This window comes from Nitrosomonas sp. HPC101, assembly GCF_009833125.1.
Classification (GTDB): Bacteria; Pseudomonadota; Gammaproteobacteria; order Burkholderiales; family Nitrosomonadaceae; genus Nitrosomonas.
The window spans coordinates 96,914-120,040 of the sequence record NZ_QRCC01000001.1 but is presented as its reverse complement, the minus strand read 5'-3'; the positions used below and the strand labels follow the sequence as shown (position 1 = coordinate 120,040).

Genomic DNA, 23,127 nt, shown 5'->3' with positions numbered 1-23,127 from the left:
TATGCACGAAATCATCTGCCCTCACTGCGGCAAGGCATTCAAGATTGATGAAGCTGGCTACGCGGACATTCTGAAGCAAGTGCGCGACAGTGATTTTGAGAAGCAACTGCATGAGCGGTTGGAGTTGGCCGAACAGGACAAGCGTAATGCCATTGAACTTGCGCAGGCCAAGATTGCCAGCGAGCTGCAAAAAGAAGCTGCTACTAAAGATGCCGAACTCCAGGAGCTAAAGGCCCGCCTTGATGCCGCTGAGGTTGCGCGAAAACTCGCTGTTACAGAAGCATTGAGCGCAGTGGAAAAAGAGCGTGATGCACTTTCCAATGAGCTGGAGAAGGTCAGGCGTAGCCAGCAAGCAGCAACGGAACTGGCAGAGGCCAAGCTGGTTAACGAGCTACAGAAAACCACCGCAGCGAAAGAAGCGGAGATTCAGGAACTGAAAACCAAGCTTGAAGCCAGTAGCATCACACAAAAGCTGGCAGTTACCGAAGCCGTCAGCCTTGTCGAAAAAGAACGCGATGAGTTGAAGAATAATTTGCAGCGAATCGAACTAGAAAAGAATCTTGCCGAAAAGTCGCTGAAAGAACGGTACGAGACGCAGATCAAGGATCGAGATGACGCCATCGAGCGTCTCCGAGACATGAAGGCCAGACTATCGACCAAAATGGTCGGCGAAACCTTGGAGCAACACTGCGAAACCGAGTTTAACCGGATTCGCGCCACAGCCTTTCCGCGAGCGTACTTCGAGAAAGACAATGACGCTCGCAGCGGTAGTAAAGGCGACTATATTTTCCGCGATATGGACGAGGACGGCACTGAAATCGTCTCCATCATGTTTGAGATGAAGAATGAAAGCGATGAAACGGCGACCAAGAAGAAGAACGAAGACTTCTTGAGGGAGCTGGATAAGGATCGCGTAGAGAAGGGCTGCGAATACGCCATTCTGGTTTCCCTACTCGAACCTGAGAGCGAGTTGTATAACACCGGAATCGTCGACGTATTCCATAGATACCCAAAGATGTACGTTATCCGGCCACAGTTCTTCATTCCAATCATCACCTTGTTGCGCAACGCGGCGATGAAGTCCCTGGCTTACAAGTCGGAACTGGCACTGGTCAAAGCTCAGAATATCGACATCACCAATTTTGAAGGCAAGCTGGAGGCATTCAAGACAGGGTTTGAGAGAAACTACGATCTTGCTTCCAGACAATTCACGAAGGCTATAGAAGAGATTGACAAGTCGATTGATCATCTGCAGAAAACCAAGGATGCTTTGCTGAGCACCGATCGCAATCTACGCCTGGCCAACAACAAGGCACAGGACGTGACGATCAAGAAATTGACTCATGGCAACCCCACCATGAAAGCCCGGTTTTCAGAATTAAAGAAATCAGAAGGCGAGGATGACGAATAAGGCGCATGCAGCCTGTTGTCATGTCAAGGCCGAGAACGCCTGTTTAAGAAGAGATTGAGTAATGGATAAATTGAAAATGCACTCCCCCAACCTGACTGAGGACAACATCGCCCGCATCCGCGAGATGTTTCCGGGCTGTGTGACTGAGGCGCGGGGCGAGGATGGCAGTGTGCGGCTGGCGGTGGATTTCGACCAGCTCAGGCAGGAACTGTCCAGCGTCATCGTCGAAGGACCGCAGGAGCGGTATCACCTGAACTGGCCGGGCAAGCGCGAGGCGTTGTTGACGGCCAATGCGCCGATTGCCAAGACGCTTCGACCTTGCCGTGAAGAGAGCGTGGACTTCGATACGACGAAGAACCTGTTCATCGAAGGCGACAACCTGGATGCGTTGAAGCTGTTGCAGGAGACGTATCTGGGCAAGGTGAAGATGATCTACATTGACCCGCCGTACAACACGGGCAATGACTTCATCTACGAAGATGACTTTGCTGAGGATGCAGGTGAATACCTGCGCCGCTCGAATCAAGTGGATGAAGATGGAAATCGACTGGCTGCCAATACCGCAGCAAATGGACGATTCCATTCCGATTGGCTAACCATGATGTATTCCCGGCTGCGCCTCGCTCGAAACCTGCTGCGAGATGATGGTTTGATATTTATCACCATTGACGATGGTGAGGTGGCTAGCCTGCGTCATTGTTGTGATGAAATTTTTGGGGCCACAAATTTTGTGGCGCAGATTGCATGGGAAAAACGGTACACCAGATCGAATAATGCCAAGAGGTTTTATTCATTGAAGGACAACATTCTTGTCTTTCGGTGTTCGGAGTCTCTGGATATTATCAAGGAAAAACGTTCTGAAAAGGCCGATTCAGGATACCGTAACCCAGACAATGATCCACGAGGCGCATGGATTACATCTTCATATGTCAACCCCGCAACCAAGGAGGCTCGTCCGAACCTCGTATATGGAATTAAGAATCCTATCACTGGTGCGATTGTTCATCATCCGACCCATGCCTGGAAATACTCTCAAACAGAGCACAAACAGCATGTAGCAGAAAACAGGCTCTACTGGGCTAAAGATGGAGATGCGGAATATCCGAGGCTCAAGATATATTTGTCTGACCAGACTGGTGGTATGGTTCCAGTTGACGTCTGGGATTACAAATCTAGCGGAACGACCGATGATGGCGGCGCAGAAATTAAGGAGTTGTTTGGTGCAGCGGTATTTGACACTCCAAAGCCCACGAGACTTATTCAGCGAATACTGGGAATTGGAACAACTGGTCAAGGCAATGAGATAATTGTCGATTTTTTTGCTGGCTCATGTTCAACGGCTGCTGCGGTTCTTCAGCAGAATAAGGAGGATGGAGGTAATCGTCGTTGCATTTCTGTTCAAATCGCCGAATCGCCAGCGACAGGTTCTGTGGCTGAGAAGCAAGGGTTCACGAGTATTGCCGAAGTGAGTAAGGAGCGAATCCGCCGCATTGGAAAAAAGGTTCTCGAAGATACCAGCCACGAAAACTGGGACAAAGACATCGGTTTCCGCGTCCTCAAGATCGACACGTCCAACATGGCCGATGTGTATTACTCTCCCGACTCGCTGGACAAGGCCAATCTCGATCTGTTCGTAGACAACATCAAGCCTGACCGCACGGCGGAAGATCTGCTGTTCCAGGTGATGCTGGACTGGGGCGTTGATCTCGCCCTGCCCATCGAGAAAAAGCCCATCCAGGGCAAGGATGTGTTCTTCGTGGACGGCGACGCGCTCGCCGCCTGCTTTGACGCCCACGGCGGTATCGACGAAGCCTTCGTCAAGGAACTGGCCAAACAACAGCCGCTGCGCGTGGTGTTCCGCGATGCCGGGTTCAAGGACAGCGCTGTCAAGATCAACGTAGAACAGATCTTCAAGCTGCTCTCGCCAGGCACCGAAGTGAAGAGCATCTGAGGCCGCCCATGACAAAGCTTACTCATGATGCCTCTTACCGGCAGGTGCTGACCGACATTAAACAGCGGATTCGCCACGCTCAGACACGGGCGGTGATGGCCGTCAACGCCGAGCTGATCCGGCTGTACTGGGAGATTGGTGCGCTGATCGACGCTCGCCAGCACCAGGAAGGCTGGGGCTCGGGAGTGATTCCCACACTGGCCCGCGATCTACACAATGAATTGCCGGAGGAAAAGGGCTTTTCCGAGCGCAATATCAAGCGGATGCTGGCGTTTTACCGGGAATATCCGCATCTGCAATTTGTGCCACAGCCTGTGGCACAAACGGGGCCGAGTCTGGAAGTGCCACAGCCCGTGGCACTTTTCCCGGCTGAGCTGCTGTGTGCCTTGCCCTGGGGGCACCATGCCGAGCTGATGGCCAAGGTTAAAGACTTGCCTACGCGGCGTTGGTATATGCAGGCAGCCATCGAACATGGCTGGAGCCGTAATATTTTATTGATGCAGATTGAGTCTATTGCCAATGAGCGTTTGGGCAACGCAGTGACCAACTTTACCCAGCTGTTGTCATCCCCTGACTCGGATCTGGCCCAGCAAACGCTGAAAGACCCTTACCTGTTTGACTTTCTCACACTGGAAGCAGGTTTCCATGAGCGGGAGCTGGAAACCGGGTTGATCGCGCATCTGGAAAAATTTCTTCTGGAACTCGGGCAGGGGTTTGCCTTCGTGGGCCGCCAGTATCATCTGGAAGTGGCAGGTAAGGATTTTTATGTCGATTTGCTCTTCTATCACTTGAAGCTGCGCCGCTATGTGGTAGTTGAGCTCAAGCGCGGTGACTTCAAGCCTGAGTATGCGGGAAAGGTGAACTTCTATTGCAGCGTGGTCGATGATCTGCTGCGCCACGAAACCGATGGCCAAACCATTGGCTTGATCCTGTGCCAGCAGCCTGATCGCGTGCTGGCCGAGTATGCCCTGCGTGATATGACCAAACCCATTGGGGTATCTGGTTTTGAACTGACCCGTGCGTTACCGCAAACCCTGCAAAGCAGCTTGCCGAGTATTGAGGATATTGAAGAAGAACTAAAAGGTGGTAACGCATGAAACTCAAGTTTAAAAACCAGGCCTACCAGACTGCCGCCGTGCAGGCGGTGGTCGACTGCTTCAAGGGGCAGCCGCCGGCCTCCAGCGAGGCGATCAGCTACCGCATCGACCCCGGCAAAGCCAAGGCGAAGACCGACAGCTTGTTTTCCGACGCGGGCTTCAAAAATGCCGATCTGGTGCTGCCGGATGCAACCCTGCTCGACAACATCCAGCAGGTACAGCACCAACAGAACCTGCCCGTTTCCGACGCGCTGGCCAAAACCAAGATCGCCCGCGTGAATCTGGACGTGGAGATGGAAACCGGCACGGGCAAGACCTACTGCTACATCAAGACCATTTTCGAACTGAACAAGCTGTATGGCTGGAGCAAGTTCATCATCGTGGTGCCCAGCATCGCGATCCGCGAGGGTGTGGCCAAGTCGCTGGCGATTACCGCTGAGCACTTCCTACAGACTTACCAGAAGAAGGCGCGGTTTTTCATCTACAACTCCAAGCAATTGCACCACCTGGAAAGTTTTTCGTCGGATGCCGGCATCAACGTGATGGTGATCAACGTGCAGGCGTTCAATGCCACCGGCAAGGACAACCGGCGCATTTACGAGGAGCTGGACGACTTCCAGTCGCGCAGACCCATCGACGTGATCAGTGCCAACCGTCCGATCCTGATTCTGGACGAGCCGCAGAAGATGGAAGGCGGTAAGACATTGGATTCGCTGGTCAATTTTAAGCCGCTGATGGTGTTGCGCTATTCGGCCACCCACAAGACCACCCATAACAAGATTCACCGGCTGGATGCACTGGACGCCTACAACCAGAAGCTGGTGAAGAAGATCGCCGTGCGCGGTATTGCGGTAAAGGGGCTGGCGGGCACGGCAGGCTATCTGTACCTGCAATCCGTCGAGATTTCCAGCAAGAAACCGCCCGAGGTACGGGTGGAGTTCGAACAGAAGCTGGCGGGCGGTAACATCAAGCGCGTGGTGCGCAAGCTGGGCAAAGGCGACAACCTGTTCGAGCTGTCTAATGGGCTCGATCAATATCGCGATGGCTTTGTCGTTTCGGATATCAATGCCAATACCGATACCCTGAGCTTCACCAATGGCGTGGAACTGACGGTGGGTGATGCCACCGGCGACGTGACCGAAGCGGCCCTGCGACGCATCCAGATTCGGGAAGCGATCAAGGCGCATTTCGACAAGGAGCAGGTGCTGTTCTTGCAGGGCATAAAAGTGCTCACCCTGTTCTTTATTGATGAGGTGGCCAAGTACCGGGACTATTCCGTGGCCGACGAGAAAGGCGAGTACGCCCGTGTCTTCGAAGAGGAGTACAACCTGTACCTCAACGAGATACTTGATCTGGATGAAACGCCTTACATCAAATACCTAAAGGGTATTGCGGCAGATAAAACTCACAGCGGCTACTTCTCCATCGACAAGAAGACCAAGCGACTGGCCGACCCCACGGTTGCCAAGCGCGGCGAGAACGCCGGCCTCTCCGATGATGTAGACGCCTATGATCTGATCCTGAAGGACAAGGAACGGCTGCTGTCGCTTGCCGAGCCGGTGCGTTTTATCTTTTCGCATTCGGCCCTGCGGGAGGGCTGGGACAACCCCAACGTGTTTGTAATTTTGCTTCCTCAAACAGCCGGATTACAACAACGAAGTCACGCGCCGCCAGGAAGTGGGCCGAGGCCTGCGTCTATCGATCAATCAGAATGGCGACCGGATGGATCACCCGGCAACGGTGCATGATGTGAACGTGCTGACGGTAGTGGCCAGCGAGAGCTACAAAAATTTTGTGGCAGCGCTGCAGGACGACATCAGCAAGTCGCTGTCGGCGAGGCCGAGGGTCGCCGACAAAGCGTACTTCACTGGCAAGACATTGAGCACGGCTGAAGGGCCACTTACGGTGTCGGACGATCAGGCGACGGATATTGAGTTCTATCTGATCCAGAACGGCTATGTGGATAAGAAGCGCGCCATCACCGAGAAGTACCATCAGGCCAAGAAAGACGGGGCCTTGGCGGAGCTACCGGAGGAATTGCAGCCATACAACGATCAAGTGTTCCAGCTTATCGACAGTGTATTTAGCGAAAGCCAGCTGCCCGACATCAGTGACGACCGCAAGCCGAAGAAAAACCCGCTCAACGCCAACTTCGACAAGCAGGAGTTCAAGGCGCTGTGGAGCCGCATCAACCGTAAGGCGGCCTACAGCGTTGACTTTGACTCGGATGAACTGGTGCTGAAGGCGGTCAAGGAGCTGGACGCCAGCCTGCACGTCACGCCGTTGCAGTACACCATCCAGGCAGGTGAGCAGATTGACCAGGTAACCGATGAGGCACTCAAACGCGGAGATAGCTTCAAGATTTCCGAAACAGAGATCGAATACAACAAGCAGTCGATCCACTCAGCGGTCAAATACGACCTGATCGGCAAGCTGGCCGAGGGCACGCAGCTGACACGCAGGACGGTGACGGAAATCCTCAAGGGGATCAACGCCGCTGTCTTTGCGCAGTTCAAGACCAATCCGGAGAGTTTCATTGCCGAGGCGGTACGCCTGATCAACGAGCAGAAGGCGACCGTCATCATCGAACATCTGGCCTACGATCCGGTCGAGGACACGTTCGATCTGGATATCTTCACTGCTGGACAATCCAAACAGGACTTCAGCAATGCCGGTGACAAGCTCCAGCGGCATATCTATGACTATGTGGTGACCGACTCGAAGGTGGAACGGGAGTTTGTAAAAGAGCTGGATACAGCTAACGAGGTAGTGGTCTACGCCAAGTTGCCACGCGGCTTCCTGATTCCCACACCGGTCGGTGACTACAACCCCGACTGGGCGATCAGCTTCAAGGAAGGCGCGGTCAAGCACATCTATTTCGTGGCGGAAACCAAAGGTTCCATGTCGTCGATGGATCTTCGTGAAATCGAGAAAACCAAGATCAAATGCGCCCGCAAGTTCTTCGATGAGATGAACCGCCGCTTCGCCCCGGAAAACGTCAGGTACGACGTGGTCGACAGCTTCGGAAAGTTGATGGAGGTGGTGAAGTAGTAGTAAATAGTTAGCCGCTTATGCCTTCCATATCCTTCACTACTTTCTGCGCATATCGCAATGATGTGAGCGCCCGGTTCAGGTGGTATACCTCGATTCTGAATGGTGCCAGCTTTTCTTCAGTTTCACATATATCACAACAGCTCATAACGAATTTCCATTACTTCCAGCGTTTCCAGGCCTCCTGGCGTGTGTAATGACACTTCATCACCCTCACGTGCTTTCAGCAATGCTCTGGCCAGCGGCGAAATCCAGCTGATGCGGCCTTGGGCAGGCTCGATTTCATCCATGCCGACGATGCTGTAGGTTTGTTCATTGCCTTGTGCATCACGCACCGTTACCGTTGCGCCAAAAAATACCTGGTCGCATTCACCGCGTTGTAGTGGATCGATGATTTCTGCAGCGTCCATCCGTTTGGATAAAAATCGCAAACGGCGATCAATTTCACGCAAGCGTCGCTTGCCATAAATGTAGTCGCCATTTTCCGAGCGATCACCGTTTGATGCCGCCCAGGATACGATCCTGACCAGCTCCGGGCGCTCTACCTTCCATAACTGATCAAACTCATCCTTCAGTCGCTGATAACCGCCTGGCGTAATATAGTTTTTTACTCCCTGCGGCAGCTGTGGTGTGTCATCTAGCGTTTCTTCACCATCATTTTCTTTGATAAAAGCCTTATTCATTGTTGAATTCACCAATTGTTTTATGCAAATAAATCTGATCCGGCAGTTGAATGCATCCTATCGCAGTGGCACAGGCCAGTGTTCATGCGAACTTTGAGGTGGTCGGAAGCGATGAACGACTGGATTTAAAATAAAAGCTGCTTTTGCAGACACTCCCGGATTATCTGCTTTGCTATACTCCAAGCTATGCAAATTATCATTATCAGCGGGTTGTCTGGTTCTGGAAAATCGATTGCACTTAAAGCGCTGGAAGATTCCGGCTATTACTGCGTCGATAATCTTCCCGCATCACTACTCGTCATCCTTATCAATCACCTGCAAACGCAGCGTCACTCGCATGTTGCAGTGGCAATTGATATGCGTAGCGGCGATAGCATTACTGTGCTGCCTTGGCAGTTCAAAATGATCGACAAAAGCATCCGGACAGAATTCATATTTCTGGATACACGCACGGATACGCTGATACAACGCTTCTCTGAAACACGCCGCAGGCATCCTCTGAGCGACAAAAATATCACCCTGGAGGAAGCTATCCAGCATGAGCGTGAGGTATTGGCAACCGTATCAAATCTCGGACATCATATCGACACCAGCGCGTTAAGGCCCAATGTGCTGCGAGCCTTTATCAGGGATTTTATCTCGGATAGCCGGGATCCCTCCCAGTTAACGCTCATGTTCCAGTCATTTGGCTATAAATATGGTATTCCGCTGGATGCGGACCTGGTGTTCGATATTCGCTGCCTGCCCAACCCTTTTTATGATCCACAGCTCAAGGAACTCACCGGTCACGATCCGGAAGTCATCCGATTTATGGAAGGCCAGCCGAATGCTATAAAGATGCTGGGTGATATCAGCCGTTTTCTTGATACTTGGTTACCTGTTTATATGCAGGATAACCGGGCCTATCTCACGGTTGCCATCGGTTGTACCGGTGGGCAACACCGTTCGGTTTATTTTGCCGAAAAGCTCGCATTACATTTTCGTGATGCCGCCCATGTTCTGGTACGTCATCGTGGTCTGGCAGAATATAACCCGTACTACACGCGCAGATAATCCTCTCTTTTTCCCAACCAGCGCTGCATGTGGCGCTGCGCTGCATGTGGATGATCGCGCAACATGTCCTCGGCAGCGTTGCGTGCTATTTCAAGCAGACCGATATCTTCTTCCAGATTGGCAAACCGTAACAAGGGTACGCCACTTTGTCGAGTACCGAGGAATTCTCCGGGGCCACGCAGCAGCAGATCCTGACGTGCAATTTCGAATCCGTCGGTGTGCTCGAAAATGATCTGCAATCGTTTACGTGCTACTGCGGACAGTGGCTGCTGATACATCAGGACACACACACCAGTGGCGGCTCCGCGGCCGATCCGTCCGCGCAGCTGATGCAGTTGCGACAATCCCATCCGTTCAGCATGCTCGATCACCATTAACGAAGCGTTAGGCACATCCACGCCCACTTCGATCACAGTGGTGGCAACCAGCAGTTGTATTTCTCCCTGGCTGAATTCCGCCATAATTGTGGATTTTTCATCACTGCTCAGCCGGCCATGAATGAGCGCAATTTTCAACTCTGGGAAAACCTGACTCAATGTTTCGTGGGTTGCCACTGCCGTTTTCAGTTGCAACGCTTCAGATTCCTCGATCAGCGGGCAGACCCAGTATGCCTGGCGGCCTTCCAGACAGGCTTCCCGGATGCGCGCAACAATTTCTTCGCGCCGGTTATTGTCAATCAGCCTGGTTATTATCGGCGCTCTGCCAGGTGGCAATTGATCGATGACAGAAACATCCAGATCGGCAAAGTAGCTCATTGAAAGCGTTCGTGGAATCGGTGTAGCGCTCATCATCAATTGGTGTGGTATTGAGCCTTCGTTTCCTCCTTTCATACGCAGCGCCAGTCGCTGACCCACACCGAAACGATGCTGTTCATCGATAATCACCAGCCCAAGTCGTTTGAACTGAACCGTTTCCTGAAACAGCGCATGCGTTCCGACGACGAGCATGACTGTACCATTTGTTACTTTTTCCAGTGTCTGGCTGCGCAAGCTTTTTTTCTGACTGCCGGACAACCATCCCATCTCTATGCCGAGCGGCGCCAGCCAGCTGGATAACTTCCTGAAATGTTGCTCGGCCAGAATTTCTGTCGGTGCCATAATGGCAGCCTGATAACCATGCCCGATTGACTGCAACGCCGCCAGTGCCGCCACAATTGTTTTTCCGCTGCCCACGTCCCCCTGTAACAGCCGTTGCATAGGATAGGGCTGTGCAAGATCTTTGCTGATCTCAGCTGCCACCCTGTGTTGCGCCGCGGTCAGGTTAAATGGCAGCTTTTCCAGTAATGCCTGCCGCAAATCAGATCGTTGTGACAAAGCAGGTGCCCGCTGGCTGTGCCGCTGGTGGTAATGACAGCGCAGGGAAATCTGCTGAGCCAGTAATTCGTCGAATTTGATCCGGCTCCAGGCCGGATGGGAGCGTTGCTGCAAGCTTGCAAGGGATATTTCAGCCGGTGGGCAATGCAGTGTGGACAAACTTTCTTCGAATGTGGGAAGCTGGCAGGCAGACAGGATCGCTGCTGGCAGGATTTCCTGCAGAAGCTGCTTTCTGCGTAAGCGCTCGAAAGCTTGTGTGATCAGCCGTACCAGTGTGCGCTGCGGTAATCCAGCCGTTACCGGATAAACCGGTGTCAAGGAGGTTGCCAGCGCCATGTTGTCACGCACCACCCGGCATTTTGGATGCACCATCTCCATCCCGTAAAAACCGGCGCGCACTTCGCCCAGCACACGCAGCCGTGTGCCCGGTGGCCAGCGGGTTATCTGGTTAGCGTAAAAACTTAAAAAGCGCAAACAAAGCGTGCCACTGTCATCATTTATCCGGCAGATGAGCTGCCGCCGAGGGCGAATCAACACCTCCTGCCCGATAACAGTCCCTTCTATTTGTACTGTATTCCCAGGAGCTGCTTCACTGATGGGCGACAGTCGTGTTTCATCCTCATAGCGCAGCGGCAAGTGTAAAACCAGATCGAAATCGCTGAACAGGCCAAGTTTTTCAAGCTTCCTGCGTAGCGTCTCATCCAGAGAATCGAAAGCTTGAGTGGCCAATGGAAAAAAGAGCGTGAACGGTAAACAGGGTCATTTATCCAGTACCACCACGGCATCTATCTCCACCAGCGCGCCGCGCGGCAAGGCTGCCACACCAATGGCTGCACGCGCGGGGTACGGTTGGCTGAAATGCTTGCCCATGATTTCATTGACCCGGGAGAAATTACCCAGGTCAGTCAGATAAACGTTCAGTTTGACCACATCGGCCAAACTGCCACCACTGGCAGTGATGACTGCCTTGAGATTGGCAATGACTTGCTCGATCTGTGCATCGATTCCTGACACCATTTCCATGCTGACCGGATCGAGCCCAATCTGGCCGGAAAGGTAAACGGTCTCACCGTCCGTCACGCGAACAGCCTGCGAATAGGTGCCAATCGCTTGTGGGGCATCGTTGGTCTGGATAATAAATTTGCTCATTCTGACTCCCTGGATAGTACGATAGAATAAAATGTCTGGCGCCCGCACTGGCAGGCAGCGGTCTCAATTCTCGATAAAGTATAAATTCATGCAGAAACTCGTCATTCACGGAGGGGCAAAGCTCCACGGTGAAATCAGTATTTCCGGAGCTAAAAACGCAGCTTTGCCGGTATTGTGCGCATCACTGCTGACTGCCGATCCATTTACCATACAGAATCTCCCGCATCTGCGAGATATTACTACCATGCTGGTACTGCTTGAACAGATTGGTGTGCGCATTCTAGCAAATGAGCCGGGCATCACAGAACTGTCTGCAGCCAATATTAGCAATCCGACTGCTTCTTACGATATGGTCAAAACCATGCGTGCTGCAATCCTGGTATTGGGTCCGTTGCTGGCACGGACCGGGCAGGCATATATTTCGCTGCCGGGTGGTTGTGCGATCGGCATGCGTCCGGTCGATCAGCATATCAAGGGACTGCAGGCCATGGGAGCGGAAATCAGCATGGAACAAGGCTATATCCGTGCTCAGGCCGGGCGCCTTTCGGGTGCGCGTATTGTGATGGATCTCGTCACCGTCACCGGCACCGAAAATCTGATGATGGCTGCCACACTCGCTTCCGGTACCACTATTCTGGAAAATGCCGCCCGTGAGCCTGAAGTGGTTGATCTGGCAGATTGTCTTATTCGCATGGGAGCCAAAATCGAAGGAGCAGGTAGTGACGTCATCACCATCGAAGGAGTAGATCAACTGCATGGTTGTTCACATACTGTCATGCCGGATCGCATTGAAACCGGCACATTCCTGACTGCTGTCGCCGCCTGCGGTGGCGATATCATCCTGACCCGGACACGCGCAGATACGCTTGATGTTGTACTCGGCAAACTGGTCGAAGCAGGTGCGATCATTGATACGGGTGAAGATTGGATTCATCTGCGCATGCAGCATCGGCCACAGCCGGTCAGTTTGCGTACGGCCCCCTATCCGGCTTTCCCCACTGACATGCAGGCGCAGTTTATGGCGCTGAATAGCATTGCTGACGGCACTTCTGTTATGACGGAAACGATTTTCGAGAACCGCTTTATGCATGTACAGGAGCTCAAGCGGCTGAATGCAGATATTCAGGTCGAGGGCAATACTGCGATCGTGCACGGCATTTCCCAACTTGATGGTGCCGGGGTGATGGCAACTGACCTGCGCGCTTCCGCCTGTCTGATCATCGCCGGACTGGTTGCGCGAGGTGAAACTGTTGTTGACCGGATCTACCACCTGGATCGCGGCTATGAGCGAATCGAACAAAAACTGGTGAAAGTGGGCGCATCTATCAAACGCACCGATTAAGATTAGATCAAGTGTTGAGCTGTGGCTTGTTAATCCGCCATTATGGTGCTGGCTTCTGCGGATCTGTAACTTGATGGAAAACAGGGAGGGTAAAAGGATGTGATCACGATCCCGGTGGGGTGCCGGAATCGTGTGTAATGATCAGATCATGTCAATACGGGTGTTATTTGGCAACTTGCTTTTCCCGGATTTCATCCAGGGTTTTGCAGTCGATACAAAGTGTTGCTGTTGGTCTGGCCTCCAGTCGTTTCAGGCCGATTTCGATACCGCATTTTTCGCAATAACCGTACTCGCCTTCATCAATTTTGGTAATGATGTCACCAATTTTCTTGATCAGCTTGCGCTCGCGATCCCGACTGCGTAGCTCCAGTGCCATATCGGATTCCTGGGTGGCTCGGTCAGCCGGGTCAGCAAAGATCGTGGATCCTTCCTGCATGACATGCACGGTACGATCTATTTCCTTACTAAGTTCAGCCCGCTGGACTTCCAGTATTTTCCGGAAATGAGCCAGCTGCTCCGGGCTCATGTACTCCTCACCTGTTTTGGGTTCATAAGGGGGAATGGCGTTTGATTCCAGTTGTTTACCCATTCTTAACAAACTCCTTCGGATAGTGCGTTTTATAATTATAGGGTTGAGGAAAAGAAACCTGCCATCAATACCAGAAAGAATGGAGGATGGCAAGTTTTCAGACAGAAAATCTGTATTTTTGTGACGATTCAGCGTATTTTTCCCTCAGAACCTGTTTGAGTAGCAGAGCCAGGAGGTCATATGGATAAATTGCCGGGCAAAGCTACGCTCAACAATCCAACGCTTGAGCATGACATTGAGAACTTCTGATCAGGAGTTCTCCTCCTCCATGAGCCGCATCGCAGGAAGAAGCGTGATGATCGCCAGATAGTGTAGCCATGAGATTAAGAGTATGATTTTTAAGAACCAAAAGGTTTTCAATATGACGCAGTCACATCACAGACATGATATTCCGGATAATGTATGACTGATGATGCCGGCCATTGTAAAGTTCACCCCCATACCAGCGGGGCACAGGTGGCAATCAGGATATAAGCCGGATAAAGGGGGCTCAACACAAAAATACATCTGGCCGTGAATACGCATGGTATGCCGGTCAGAATCATCTCGCCTTCAGCCAATGATGGATAGAACGATATACGGCACCAGGTTGAGCAGCAGTATTCCTATCTTGTAAACGGACATCCCCGCGTAGTGAAGAGCGTCGAATCTTTCAGGGGACAGGTGAAACCACCTGCCGTGTAAGCGCTGCATCCATTCACGCGCGAACATGAAGAACAGAAACCACACGAGCAAAATTCCGTAGTTGATAACTGTGCACCACAAGAGGAAGTTGCGCAGGACTTCAAGATTCATCTTTATCCCTCCGGCGAGTGCCGCGTTGGACTGTATTACCGATTACCATTGTTGAACTCCTTTGTATCGTCAAGCGGAAGCATGCAGAATATCAGGTCGAGGCGGATCCAGTCGAACCAGTGGCGTGCAGCGAGACTATGTTGCAATGCTCCGGCAAAGGGATATTCATCTTTCGTAGTTATTTCATTGATTTGGGTTGGCAACAGTGAATCGCCGCCCTGTATGGGACGGCTTTTCGAGCTCGTCGACAACTGCAACCGCAAAATCTTCTGCGCTGATAGTGTTTCCAGCGGGAATGTCGGATCCTGTCAGATAAACGCCCGTGCGCTGTCCAGGTGCAATCATCGGGGCGGGGGAAAGCATGGTCCAGGAAAGTCCATTAGATGACCGGTACGCATCCAGCACCTCTGAAAGCGTAGCTGCTTCTTTGTAATAGGCTGCCGGAAATTCAGGGCTATCTTTGAGAGGGACGCCATTCACTTCAAGAGAACCGGCTCCACCCACTACCAGCAGCCTCCTCTGTGGCTTCGCAGCAATAAGATTGCGATGCGCCTCTATGAGCGGTTCATGCGGCCCGCCGGCACGATCGGGTGAAATAGCGATGACGGTTGCATCGGCTGCGTTAATTTCCTGCACAATGCTCACGGTGTCACTGAATTCAATGGCTTTGGCTTGTGAGGCACCGTCAGGCATTGCTCCGGATCGGCTCATGGCGGTGACGGTATGCCCCCTGCTGGCCGCTTCTGCAACAACCCTTGATCCAATCATCCCTGTTGCTCCGATAACTGTAATTTTCATTGTTAGGCTCCTGTGTATAAATAATACCGCCCATGACGACGGCAACCCCGGGTGATAACGTCTTTCTGCCATCGAGAACCTGCTGCAGCCTGATGTTTTGTTCGTTTGTGGGCGCTGTCCAGAGGATGGTTTCCATCGCAGCCAACGAGGCTGATCCTACAAGTTCCGTTGGTGGGACGGACAGCGTGAAGACCGCAATAACGTTCCTGAGATCAATGGTACACTGATTAATCAACCATCGCAGTTTGTCAAGAACAATTTGGGGCGCGATACCTGTGCTGCCTGAATTCGATGACGATGAAATGTGATACGGTGAATTTTGTGGCTGCCCGGTGCAGGCTGCCTGATTTTTCTGTTTGTCGACAACCTCCACCGGCGATATTGGCTTGGCCTGGAATCATCCGTCCAGCCTGCTCGGATGATTCGCGGATCTGGATAAAGTCGCTAACCGCAGCGTCCCACAGACAGGTCAGCGCTACCACCGACGCAGCGCATGAATGGCGGCATCGATGGAAATCATCGCCTGATAATATTGGCGATTGAACCTTCAACGAACATTGAGGAATTGATCATGAAAAAACGTCAACTTGGCCGTACTGCCCTTGAAATCGTCCCACTGGTCTTCGGTGGCAACGTGTTCGGCTGGACCATCGATGAAGCCACTTCGTTCAAGCTGCTCGATCGCTTCGTCGAGCGTGGCTTCAACGCTATCGACACCGCCGACGTTTATTCGGCCTGGGGCTCCGGTCTGTCCGGTGGTGAATCGGAAACCGTTATCGGCAACTGGCTGGCCAGACGCGGCCGCCGCGACGATGTGGTGCTGATGACCAAAGTCGGCATGTGGAAGCCGCACAAGGGCCTGTCGGCCGCCAACATCGCCGTCGCCATAGACGATTCGCTCAGGCGCCTGAAAACCGATTACATTGACGTCTATTTTGCCCACATTGACGATACTGACGTGCCGCTGGCTGAAACCCTGGGCGCCTTCGGCAAGCTGATGGAAGCCGGCAAGGTGCGTGCGCTCGGTGCTTCCAACTACGGTGCCGAACGTCTGCGCGAGGCGCTGGCGACTTCGAAGGAGCAGCACCTGCCGCGCTACGAGGTTATTCAGCCGCAATACAATCTCTACGACCGCGCCGACTTCGAGTCTGAGCTCGCGGGCGTGGCGCAGGCACACGAACTGGGCGTGGTTAGTTATTTTTCGCTGGCCAGCGGCTTTCTTACCGGCAAGTATCACAGTGTAGAAGACCTGAAGGGCAGGGCGCGTGAAGACTTTCTGCGAGGCTATTTCGACGGGCGCGGGCTGAAGCTGCTGGACGTGCTGCGCCAGGTTGCCGTTGATGTATCGGCTACGCCTGCCCAAGTCGCGCTTGCCTGGCTGATGGGCCGCCCAAATCTCACGGCGCCAATTGCCAGCGCCTCCAGCCTGACACAGCTCGACGACATCCTGGGCGCCGCCGAACTATCGTTGCCCGCCGCAGCGGTTGAAAAGCTGGAAACCGCCAGCCAATAACCGTTGCGGGTGCTGTCTTTGCGCTTTCTCACAATCTTATTGGAGAACATAGGAATGATTGAGCTGGTAATCGATCAGCGCCGCCGGCGCCTGGCACCGGGCGGATTCGAAGTAGGACGTGTGCTGCCTTTTGCGAAACGGCGGATGGTCGGGCCTTTCATCTTCTTTGATCATATCGGGCCGGTTGAACTACCCGCCGGTATTCCCGATGATCTGGACGTTCTCCCTCACCCCCATATTGGGCTTTCGACGCTCACCTATTTGTTCGAGGGCGAGATTATGCATCGTGACAGCGTTGGCTCTGAGCAGGTAATCCGCCCGGGTGAGGTTAACTGGATGACGGCGGGCAGAGGCATCACCCACAGTGAACGGTTTGAACGTGCGCGCCGTGAGGGTGGGCGGGCCCATGGTATCCAGGCTTGGGTTGCTTTGCCGGATGCCGATGAAGAATGTGCTCCCACTTTTGCTCATTATGATCTGAACGATCTTCCGACTTTCGACGAAACAGGCATTCAGGGTCGGCTCGTGGCGGGTGAGGCACTGGGTCTTCGCGCCGCCGTCAAGACACATTCTCCGCTGTTCTATCTGCATTGGGCGCTTGCCGCCGGTGCGCGAACGCAGCTGCCTGCTGAATATCCCGAGCGCGCACTCTATGTTATCACGGGTGCGATCGAGGTGAATAACCGGCGTTTCGAGGCCGGACAGATGCTGGTGCTCTCATCCGGTCAGCCGATAACGGTTACGGCTCTGGTCCAGTCGATTGTCATAGCGGTGGGCGGCGAATCTCCGGGGCAGCGTTTCATCGACTGGAATTTTGTTTCATCCTCGAAGGCTCGGCTCGAGCAGGCCAAGGCTGACTGGCGAGCCGGGCGCATGAAACTGCCCGATCTCGATCATGATAGTTTTATACCGCTGCCACCTGATCCGGACTCACCCGTGAGAATAAAGTCGTGAATCCTGTTGAACCGGGAAGCATTCGGATGAGTACCTCATTCCAATAATGCACTAGGCCGGGTTGGGGCGGTTCGTTACCATTCAACCACGATTTTGCCGAAGTGCCGATTGTCCTGTTGCATGCGAAAAGCATCGGCCAGTTCTTCCAGCGCAAAGCTGCGGTCAATGATGGGGCGTATATCATTTTGTTCCAGCGCGGCCACATAATCCTGCTGCTGGCGGCGGCTGCCGACAATCAGACCCTGTATTCTTGCTTGCCTGGCCATCAGTTGCAGCGTGGGAACCATGCCTTGCTGTCCTGTCAGTACACCAATCAGGGCGATGTGACCGCCGGGACTGATCGCCGTAATGGATTGAGCCAGAGTGCCCGGACCACCTACCTCGACCACGTGATCAGCGCCATGCCCGCGTGTCAGTTCCAGCACCTTCTGACCCCATTCTGGCGTTTCTCTGTAGTTGATGGTGTGATCAGCTCCCAGTGCGCTGGCACGTTTGAGCTTTTCGTTCGAAGATGAGGTCTGCAGCACTTCGGCGCCCATGGTTTTGGCAAGTTGCAGGGCGGCGATCGATACCCCGCCGGTGCCCAGCAGCAGAACCTTCTCGCCCGCCTTGAGTGAACCGTTGACGATCAGTGCCCGCCAGGCCGTCAACCCTGCGGTCGTAATGGTGGCGGCTTCAGCGTGACGCCAGCCGCGGGGCGCCAGCGTAAAGGCGGAAGCCTGCCGTACCGCATATTCGCAGGCAAAACCATCGATGCCGTCGCCCGGTGTTTCTGCAAAGCGGGTGACACCGGCAAACGGCAAGCCATCCCGCCACTGCGGGAAAAAGCAGGATACGACTGCATCACCTGTCTTGAACTCCATCACCCCTTCACCAACCGCCTCGACCACGCCTGCAGCATCGGCCATGAGGATCCGACCATCAGCCGTGGGCATGCCGCCATTGGCCACCAGCAAGTCATGATAATTCAGCGACGTGGCATGGAGTTTTACTCGTATCTGCCCTGGCCTAGGTGCCCCGGGGTCCGGCAGATCACGAATTTCAAGATGGTCAAGGCCGCCGGGTGAGCGAACGACAACAGCTTTCATGATGTTGGTTCCTTAGAAGGTGAGAACAGTAATTACGCTGAGTTCAGAATAAATCCTCAAGTTTTGACCAGGTGGCGTGGTACAAACGCGGCGTAGCTTGTATCCAAACAGGCATCGATTAAACATTTCGCGGGCCGAACATGATGATTAGCATACCGAGAAGCACGGCACTAACTCCCACCCAGTCAGTCAATGTTGGTCGGACCGAATCCACGAGCCACAACCACATCAGGGCGACACTGACGTAAACTCCGCCATACGCTGCATAGACACGTCCCGCAGCATGTGGATGCAGTGTGAGCAGCCAGACAAAAGTAGCCAGACTGATTGCTGCGGGAATTAACAGCCAAATTGACCGATCTTGCTTGAGCCATAGATACGGTAGGTAGCAACCAACAATTTCTGCTGCTGCCGTGATAACGAAAAGACCGAAAGTTTTTACTATTTCCATATTCTGTTTTTATATGTCTGACGTTGACTGAGGGGAATGTGATGTACTAATCCCTGTTTCTTACGCGGGCAGTCACAAACAGACAACCAAAGATAGAGGATTCCAGGTAATAGTTTCGTGTCTCTACATTGTATTTTTCAGTTTGTTTGATTGTTCCTCGTTGAACTGTTCACTACGGATCAGCATGGCGGGTGATGTGGTGACCGGGCCACTCTCGGGACTCTCCGGCCACTGGGATTGGCTGATTCTGTTTTATCGCATCACCTGCCTGTGCAGATTTATCGCGTGATCGCACATATTACTGATCTACAGTGCTGGTATTTCCTTTTTATGAGCTCTTTGACTGCTTATTGTGGGTGCGTACCCTGAGTGCCAGAGCAACGAGAAGGATCCCGAAGAGGACAGCATATGCCGCAATCATCCACAGCACCGCGAGAACGCCTACGCTTGGTTCCACGATGAGAAATACGCCGAATGCGATGGATATGAGGCCACCAAGAATGAGCAGCCACTCGCCCTTTATCTCTTTTCGCAGGCGGATCGCAGCTACTATTTCCAGAACACCTGTGGAAATCGCCCAGATTGCGATATAGAACAGGAGTATCAGCGTGGTAATACTCGGCGCCAGAAAGGTCAGGATCCCAACAACAATGCCGAGGAGCCCCCAGAGAAGCAGGACCCACCAGTCATCATGCTCCTTACGTCCTTTAATGGCGATCCAGGTACCGATGGCACCATCTGCTATGGCATAAGCACCAAAGAGAAATACCAGTGCTGTGAGCGATATTCCGGGTTGAAACCAGGTCAGGAAGCCGAATATGATGGCGAAAAAACCACGCAGCAGGATGAGCCACCAGTTGCGGGCGAAAATACCTGCCAGCTGTTTTTCTTCAGTGTTTGCAATATTTCCAGTGTTTTCAGTGTTCATGGTTAGTCTACTCCATCAGGTGATAGTTAAGAGGCAGGTAACGCAATATGACAACGCAGATAGTTTTGCAGAAATTTAAGTATACCCCTGTATACGGTGCATCAAGGCAGCATGTATTATATTTACCTTGATACTGATGAAGGTGCGTCGACACGATACTTCAGCGGGCGAGCATGCCGCCATCAACAGGATAGTAGGCCCCGGTGATGAAGGTGGACCGCGGGCTGGCAAGGAACAGGACCAGTTCAGCAACCTCTTCTACTTCTCCCAGCCGGCGCATGGCGTGCACGTCTTCCAGCGTGGCACGTTGCTCGGCTGGTACGTAGTCGATCAGTTCGGTTTTGATGAAACCGGGACCCACTGCGTTGGCGCGAATGCCCTGTGTGCCGTAATCCACAGCGATATTTTTTGTCAGTCCCACCACGCCATGTTTGGCGGCGGTATACGGTGACAGGCCCGGAAAACCTACTGCACCGGCAATGCTGGACATGTTCACGATTACGCCGCCGCCCGTCTCAAGCATGGCCGGGATCTGCACACGCACACCATAGAACACGCCAGACAGATTGATGCGGATCACCCGATCCCACGTTGCAAGCGGAATCTCGGCGGTCGGGGCGAAATTGTGGCTGATACCGGCATTGTTAACTGCGATATCCAGGCGGCCATAAGCTTCCTTAGTACGATTGATGATTTCGACATGGTATTCGGGATCAGAGACATCGCCGATTACTACGATGGCTTCTCGGCCGAGCGCGCGAATGGCTTCCAGGGTTGTGTTGCCGCCTTCCTCATCAATATCGGCGATGACGATATTGGCACCTTCTTCGGCCAGTTTCAGGGCAATGCCGCGACCCAGTCCGGAAGCGGCACCCGTGACGATAGCAGTTTTGTTTTCAAGGATCATGATGGTATATCTACTATGATTTTGCAGCCGGTTATTTAATTGGGGTATGTGAGAGGTAGGCACCAATGGCGGCCAATTCCTCGTCGTTGATCTCTGTCTTGCGGAAGAACGGCATGATGGAAATCCCATTGCGCACGAATGCCCCAACAAAATCCGGAGTGAGGTTGGGCCGATCTTCGAGTACAGCAGGCAGTGCGCCGCCGTAGCGGGTTTCCAGCGCCTGTGTGCCCGGATGGCCCGGACCACGACCGTGGCAAGTGGCACACCAGTACTGATACAGTTCATTGCCTCGCCGTAGCAGGGTTTCATCCACAGCCGGTGCGGGTGATTGCGCTGAGGACGCAAGAGGCGCAAGCAGCATGAATACCAGTGCAAGCGAGGAGGTTATATTTTTCATGACTTGTTCTCCCGGTATCGGCGTGGCCAGATGCCGCCCCGGCCCGGCGCCATGATACCTTCCGGGTCGATGGTGTCTTTCAGCTGCTCCTGGAAGCGCATGAGAATGTTGTTGTTGAATGAATATGTTCCTGCTACAGCATTCTGGAACGACGGTGCTGTACGGTATTCTGTCCAGCCGTGATCGGCGGCGATTCGGATCAGGTTGTGGAAATCCTGCACCGCTTTGCGATTGTGCTCCTTGTTCGAACGCGAGACGAACACCGGAAATAGATACACATAGGTGCGGTATTGCCAGGTCTGGGGCACGTTTGTGACGCCAATCGGAGCAGAGGTGATATTCAGCTCGCGCGCCGCCTTGCTGAATACTTCATGCGCACGCATGAAAGATTCACCGGAGCGGGCAATGATGGGCGAGAACCAGACGTGACCGTCACTGGGTTGCGGCATCGCGGCTGAGCGTGCACCGATGGAGAAAATCGACATATTGGGGATGCCCAGTGCCACCTTGTGTCGAGCTCCGGAAGTAGCTTTCTGGTTTCGCAAGGGATCCGGATAGTTCTCAATTTCCTCGAACTTCACGCCGGGAATAGTTCCAAACAGCTTTTGTGCATAAGCCCAGCTTGCGTAGATGGTTTCCTTCGGGCCGTAAAAGTTAAGCAATACATTCCAGAACTCATGTCCCTGCTTACGTGCATATGCTTCGTATTTCTCCACGCTGGCGCCACCCGGCTGGCTGTTGAGCTGCATCAGCTCCGGCGTGGGTTTGTACACCTCCGGCTCCATCTGCAGGATCAGCGGGTCCATCGGGCAGGAGTAGCGCGGATGGCCGACCAGGCCCTGGTCTTCCATGAGGTTGACGCCATCGATCAATGCGGCCAGGTCGCGATAGCGGGGCACCCTGACCATGGCAGAAAGGAAATGATCCGGCGCGGGTTGCATCCAAAAGCCCATTCTGGTGACGATACCGAAGTTTGCCTGAGCAAACAGTCCATCGACATAAGCGCCATAGCCGTACTTGTTCTCAGCCCAGGTTTCGGCACCTGGTACGGCTGCCATGCCCGTGCGCATGATTTCGCCGTCCGGCAGTACCACTTCCATACCGCAATGCGAACCGAAGTGGTCACGGTAGTTCATCTAGGTGTAGCCGACGCCATGGTCGAGCGCGTTGCCAAGCGGACTGCCCCAGCCTGGATCGGGAATGTCCATCATCAGCCGCTTGCCATGCTTTTGAATATGGTTGTACAGATCAAAGTACGACACGCCGGGTTCGACAATACAGAAGTTTCTGCGGTCATCGACCTCGATGATGCGATTCATCCGCTTAAGGTCGACGATGAATGTGCCGGTCATGTTGGGTGCCGAGCCGCCGTAGCCCAGATTCTTGCCGGTGGAAATGGGGAAAAGAGGCAGCCGGTAGCGGTTGGCGATGCGCACCACAGCTTGTACTTCTTCAGTGGAGGCAGGGGCGATGGCGCCGGATGGTACCAGTTCGTGTGCTTCATCCCATATCAGCGAATATGCATCGCGATACAGTGCTACGTCTTCGCTACCGGTGAAGACCCACTCGGTGCCGACGATCTTGCGGAATTCCTGCACTGCAGCGTCGAAGCTGGTTTGGCTTACATCAAAGGGAAGCTTCATGTGGTTGTTCCTTG

The 23,127-nt window shown here is 53.4% G+C and carries 22 protein-coding genes and 1 pseudogene; 10 read left to right on the top strand and 13 right to left on the bottom strand.

Going from position 1 to position 23,127, the window contains the following annotated elements; all coding sequences use genetic code 11:
* The first annotated feature begins 1 nt into the window (after position 1).
* The 5 genes from ABO04_RS00495 to ABO04_RS11860 all read left to right on the top strand — a co-directional run bounded on the left by ABO04_RS00495 (position 2) and on the right by ABO04_RS11860 (position 7,510).
* Positions 2-1,411 (top strand): DUF2130 domain-containing protein, encoded by a 1,410-nt coding sequence (locus tag ABO04_RS00495; protein WP_160808659.1) that lies wholly within the window; start codon positions 2-4, stop codon positions 1,409-1,411.
* A gap of 61 nt (positions 1,412-1,472) precedes the next feature.
* Positions 1,473-3,362 (top strand): site-specific DNA-methyltransferase, encoded by a 1,890-nt coding sequence (locus tag ABO04_RS00490; protein ID WP_160808658.1) that lies wholly within the window; start codon positions 1,473-1,475, stop codon positions 3,360-3,362.
* A gap of 8 nt (positions 3,363-3,370) precedes the next feature.
* On the top strand, positions 3,371-4,459 hold the full coding sequence (locus ABO04_RS00485; RefSeq protein ID WP_160808657.1) for a PDDEXK nuclease domain-containing protein: 1,089 nt from the start codon (positions 3,371-3,373) through the stop codon (positions 4,457-4,459).
* On the top strand, positions 4,456-6,207 hold the full coding sequence (locus ABO04_RS11865; RefSeq protein WP_205012724.1) for a DEAD/DEAH box helicase family protein: 1,752 nt from the start codon (positions 4,456-4,458) through the stop codon (positions 6,205-6,207). Before ABO04_RS00485 ends, ABO04_RS11865 begins: the two co-directional genes overlap by 4 nt.
* The gene (locus ABO04_RS11860; protein ID WP_205012723.1) at positions 6,182-7,510 is read left to right on the top strand and encodes a hypothetical protein; all 1,329 of its coding nucleotides are present in this window, start codon (positions 6,182-6,184) and stop codon (positions 7,508-7,510) included. The genes ABO04_RS11865 and ABO04_RS11860 overlap by 26 nt, the downstream gene beginning before the upstream one ends.
* Before the next feature lie 134 nt (positions 7,511-7,644).
* Here ABO04_RS11860 and greB read toward each other — a convergent pair whose 3' ends face one another.
* On the bottom strand, positions 7,645-8,193 hold the full coding sequence (gene greB / locus ABO04_RS00475) for a transcription elongation factor GreB (protein ID WP_160808656.1): 549 nt from the start codon (positions 8,191-8,193) through the stop codon (positions 7,645-7,647).
* A 186-nt stretch (positions 8,194-8,379) separates the two neighbouring features.
* On the opposite strand from greB, the gene rapZ reads away from it, so the two are divergent.
* Positions 8,380-9,246 carry an RNase adapter RapZ gene (gene rapZ, locus ABO04_RS00470; protein ID WP_160808655.1) on the top strand — a complete coding sequence of 289 codons (867 nt, stop codon included), beginning with the start codon at positions 8,380-8,382 and terminating at the stop codon, positions 9,244-9,246.
* Here rapZ and recG read toward each other — a convergent pair.
* Both recG and ABO04_RS00460 read right to left on the bottom strand, forming a co-directional pair.
* The gene (gene recG, locus ABO04_RS00465) at positions 9,231-11,288 is read right to left on the bottom strand and encodes an ATP-dependent DNA helicase RecG (protein WP_160808654.1); all 2,058 of its coding nucleotides are present in this window, start codon (positions 11,286-11,288) and stop codon (positions 9,231-9,233) included. The genes rapZ and recG overlap by 16 nt on opposite strands.
* A 30-nt stretch (positions 11,289-11,318) precedes the next feature.
* Positions 11,319-11,708, bottom strand: coding sequence for a RidA family protein (locus ABO04_RS00460; RefSeq protein WP_160808653.1), 390 nt, complete (start codon positions 11,706-11,708; stop codon positions 11,319-11,321).
* A gap of 88 nt (positions 11,709-11,796) precedes the next feature.
* Between ABO04_RS00460 and murA the strand changes: the two genes are divergently transcribed.
* Positions 11,797-13,050, top strand: coding sequence for a UDP-N-acetylglucosamine 1-carboxyvinyltransferase (gene murA / locus ABO04_RS00455; protein WP_160808652.1), 1,254 nt, complete (start codon positions 11,797-11,799; stop codon positions 13,048-13,050).
* 163 nt (positions 13,051-13,213) lie between these two features.
* Here murA and dksA read toward each other — a convergent pair whose 3' ends face one another.
* Positions 13,214-13,639 carry an RNA polymerase-binding protein DksA gene (gene dksA, locus ABO04_RS00450; RefSeq protein ID WP_160808651.1) on the bottom strand — a complete coding sequence of 142 codons (426 nt, stop codon included), beginning with the start codon at positions 13,637-13,639 and terminating at the stop codon, positions 13,214-13,216.
* 411 nt (positions 13,640-14,050) lie between these two features.
* Between dksA and ABO04_RS00445 the strand changes: the two are divergent.
* Positions 14,051-14,185: pseudogene (locus tag ABO04_RS00445) on the top strand (IS5/IS1182 family transposase); the annotation flags it as partial.
* A gap of 6 nt (positions 14,186-14,191) precedes the next feature.
* Here the strand turns inward: ABO04_RS00445 and ABO04_RS00440 are convergent.
* Positions 14,192-14,434 carry a DUF6868 family protein gene (locus tag ABO04_RS00440; RefSeq protein WP_160808650.1) on the bottom strand — a complete coding sequence of 81 codons (243 nt, stop codon included), beginning with the start codon at positions 14,432-14,434 and terminating at the stop codon, positions 14,192-14,194.
* 183 nt (positions 14,435-14,617) lie between these two features.
* Positions 14,618-15,232, bottom strand: a complete 615-nt coding sequence (locus ABO04_RS00435) for an NAD(P)H-binding protein (protein ID WP_160808649.1) — start codon at positions 15,230-15,232, stop codon at positions 14,618-14,620.
* A 493-nt stretch (positions 15,233-15,725) separates the two neighbouring features.
* On the opposite strand from ABO04_RS00435, the gene ABO04_RS00430 reads away from it, so the two are divergent.
* Entirely contained in the window at positions 15,726-16,745 is a 1,020-nt protein-coding gene (locus ABO04_RS00430) for an aldo/keto reductase (RefSeq protein WP_205012722.1), read from the top strand.
* A 54-nt stretch (positions 16,746-16,799) separates the two neighbouring features.
* Positions 16,800-17,699: a pirin family protein gene (locus ABO04_RS00425; protein ID WP_160808648.1), complete on the top strand. Its 900-nt coding sequence runs from the start codon at positions 16,800-16,802 to the stop codon at positions 17,697-17,699.
* 74 nt (positions 17,700-17,773) lie between these two features.
* On the opposite strand, the gene ABO04_RS00420 is transcribed toward ABO04_RS00425, so the two are convergent.
* From ABO04_RS00420 to ABO04_RS11855, 7 genes are all read right to left on the bottom strand, one after another.
* Positions 17,774-18,787, bottom strand: coding sequence for an NAD(P)-dependent alcohol dehydrogenase (locus tag ABO04_RS00420; RefSeq protein ID WP_160808647.1), 1,014 nt, complete (start codon positions 18,785-18,787; stop codon positions 17,774-17,776).
* 118 nt (positions 18,788-18,905) lie between these two features.
* Entirely contained in the window at positions 18,906-19,238 is a 333-nt protein-coding gene (locus tag ABO04_RS00415; protein ID WP_160808646.1) for a YnfA family protein, read from the bottom strand.
* Positions 19,239-19,566: 328 nt separating this feature from the next.
* Entirely contained in the window at positions 19,567-20,166 is a 600-nt protein-coding gene (locus tag ABO04_RS00410) for an HdeD family acid-resistance protein (RefSeq protein WP_160808645.1), read from the bottom strand.
* A gap of 160 nt (positions 20,167-20,326) precedes the next feature.
* On the bottom strand, positions 20,327-21,136 hold the full coding sequence (locus tag ABO04_RS00405; protein WP_205012721.1) for an SDR family NAD(P)-dependent oxidoreductase: 810 nt from the start codon (positions 21,134-21,136) through the stop codon (positions 20,327-20,329).
* Entirely contained in the window at positions 21,105-21,470 is a 366-nt protein-coding gene (locus ABO04_RS00400) for a cytochrome c (RefSeq protein WP_205012720.1), read from the bottom strand. The genes ABO04_RS00405 and ABO04_RS00400 overlap by 32 nt, the downstream gene beginning before the upstream one ends.
* Complete coding sequence (locus ABO04_RS00395) at positions 21,467-22,606, bottom strand: FAD-binding oxidoreductase (protein ID WP_205012719.1); 1,140 nt, start codon at positions 22,604-22,606, stop codon at positions 21,467-21,469. The genes ABO04_RS00400 and ABO04_RS00395 overlap by 4 nt, the downstream gene beginning before the upstream one ends.
* Complete coding sequence (locus tag ABO04_RS11855) at positions 22,607-23,113, bottom strand: FAD-dependent oxidoreductase (RefSeq protein WP_205012718.1); 507 nt, start codon at positions 23,111-23,113, stop codon at positions 22,607-22,609. It lies immediately after the preceding gene.
* Positions 23,114-23,127: the final 14 nt, after the last annotated feature.

Coding starts and splice junctions, on each gene's coding strand:
- ABO04_RS00490 (WP_160808658.1), top strand. CDS start 1,473: ATGGATAAATTGAAAATGCACTCCCCCAACCTGACTGAGGACAACATC.
- ABO04_RS00415 (WP_160808646.1), bottom strand. CDS start 19,238: ATGGAAATAGTAAAAACTTTCGGTCTTTTCGTTATCACGGCAGCAGCA.
- ABO04_RS00440 (WP_160808650.1), bottom strand. CDS start 14,434: ATGAATCTTGAAGTCCTGCGCAACTTCCTCTTGTGGTGCACAGTTATC.
- murA (WP_160808652.1), top strand. CDS start 11,797: ATGCAGAAACTCGTCATTCACGGAGGGGCAAAGCTCCACGGTGAAATC.
- greB (WP_160808656.1), bottom strand. CDS start 8,193: ATGAATAAGGCTTTTATCAAAGAAAATGATGGTGAAGAAACGCTAGAT.
- rapZ (WP_160808655.1), top strand. CDS start 8,380: ATGCAAATTATCATTATCAGCGGGTTGTCTGGTTCTGGAAAATCGATT.
- ABO04_RS00400 (WP_205012720.1), bottom strand. CDS start 21,470: ATGAAAAATATAACCTCCTCGCTTGCACTGGTATTCATGCTGCTTGCG.
- ABO04_RS00460 (WP_160808653.1), bottom strand. CDS start 11,708: ATGAGCAAATTTATTATCCAGACCAACGATGCCCCACAAGCGATTGGC.
- ABO04_RS00420 (WP_160808647.1), bottom strand. CDS start 18,787: ATGAAAGCTGTTGTCGTTCGCTCACCCGGCGGCCTTGACCATCTTGAA.
- ABO04_RS11865 (WP_205012724.1), top strand. CDS start 4,456: ATGAAACTCAAGTTTAAAAACCAGGCCTACCAGACTGCCGCCGTGCAG.
- ABO04_RS00430 (WP_205012722.1), top strand. CDS start 15,726: ATGAATGGCGGCATCGATGGAAATCATCGCCTGATAATATTGGCGATT.
- dksA (WP_160808651.1), bottom strand. CDS start 13,639: ATGGGTAAACAACTGGAATCAAACGCCATTCCCCCTTATGAACCCAAA.
- ABO04_RS00495 (WP_160808659.1), top strand. CDS start 2: ATGCACGAAATCATCTGCCCTCACTGCGGCAAGGCATTCAAGATTGAT.
- ABO04_RS11860 (WP_205012723.1), top strand. CDS start 6,182: ATGGATCACCCGGCAACGGTGCATGATGTGAACGTGCTGACGGTAGTG.
- ABO04_RS11855 (WP_205012718.1), bottom strand. CDS start 23,113: ATGAAGCTTCCCTTTGATGTAAGCCAAACCAGCTTCGACGCTGCAGTG.
- ABO04_RS00395 (WP_205012719.1), bottom strand. CDS start 22,606: ATGAACTACCGTGACCACTTCGGTTCGCATTGCGGTATGGAAGTGGTA.
- ABO04_RS00435 (WP_160808649.1), bottom strand. CDS start 15,232: ATGAAAATTACAGTTATCGGAGCAACAGGGATGATTGGATCAAGGGTT.
- ABO04_RS00410 (WP_160808645.1), bottom strand. CDS start 20,166: ATGAACACTGAAAACACTGGAAATATTGCAAACACTGAAGAAAAACAG.
- ABO04_RS00425 (WP_160808648.1), top strand. CDS start 16,800: ATGATTGAGCTGGTAATCGATCAGCGCCGCCGGCGCCTGGCACCGGGC.
- ABO04_RS00485 (WP_160808657.1), top strand. CDS start 3,371: ATGACAAAGCTTACTCATGATGCCTCTTACCGGCAGGTGCTGACCGAC.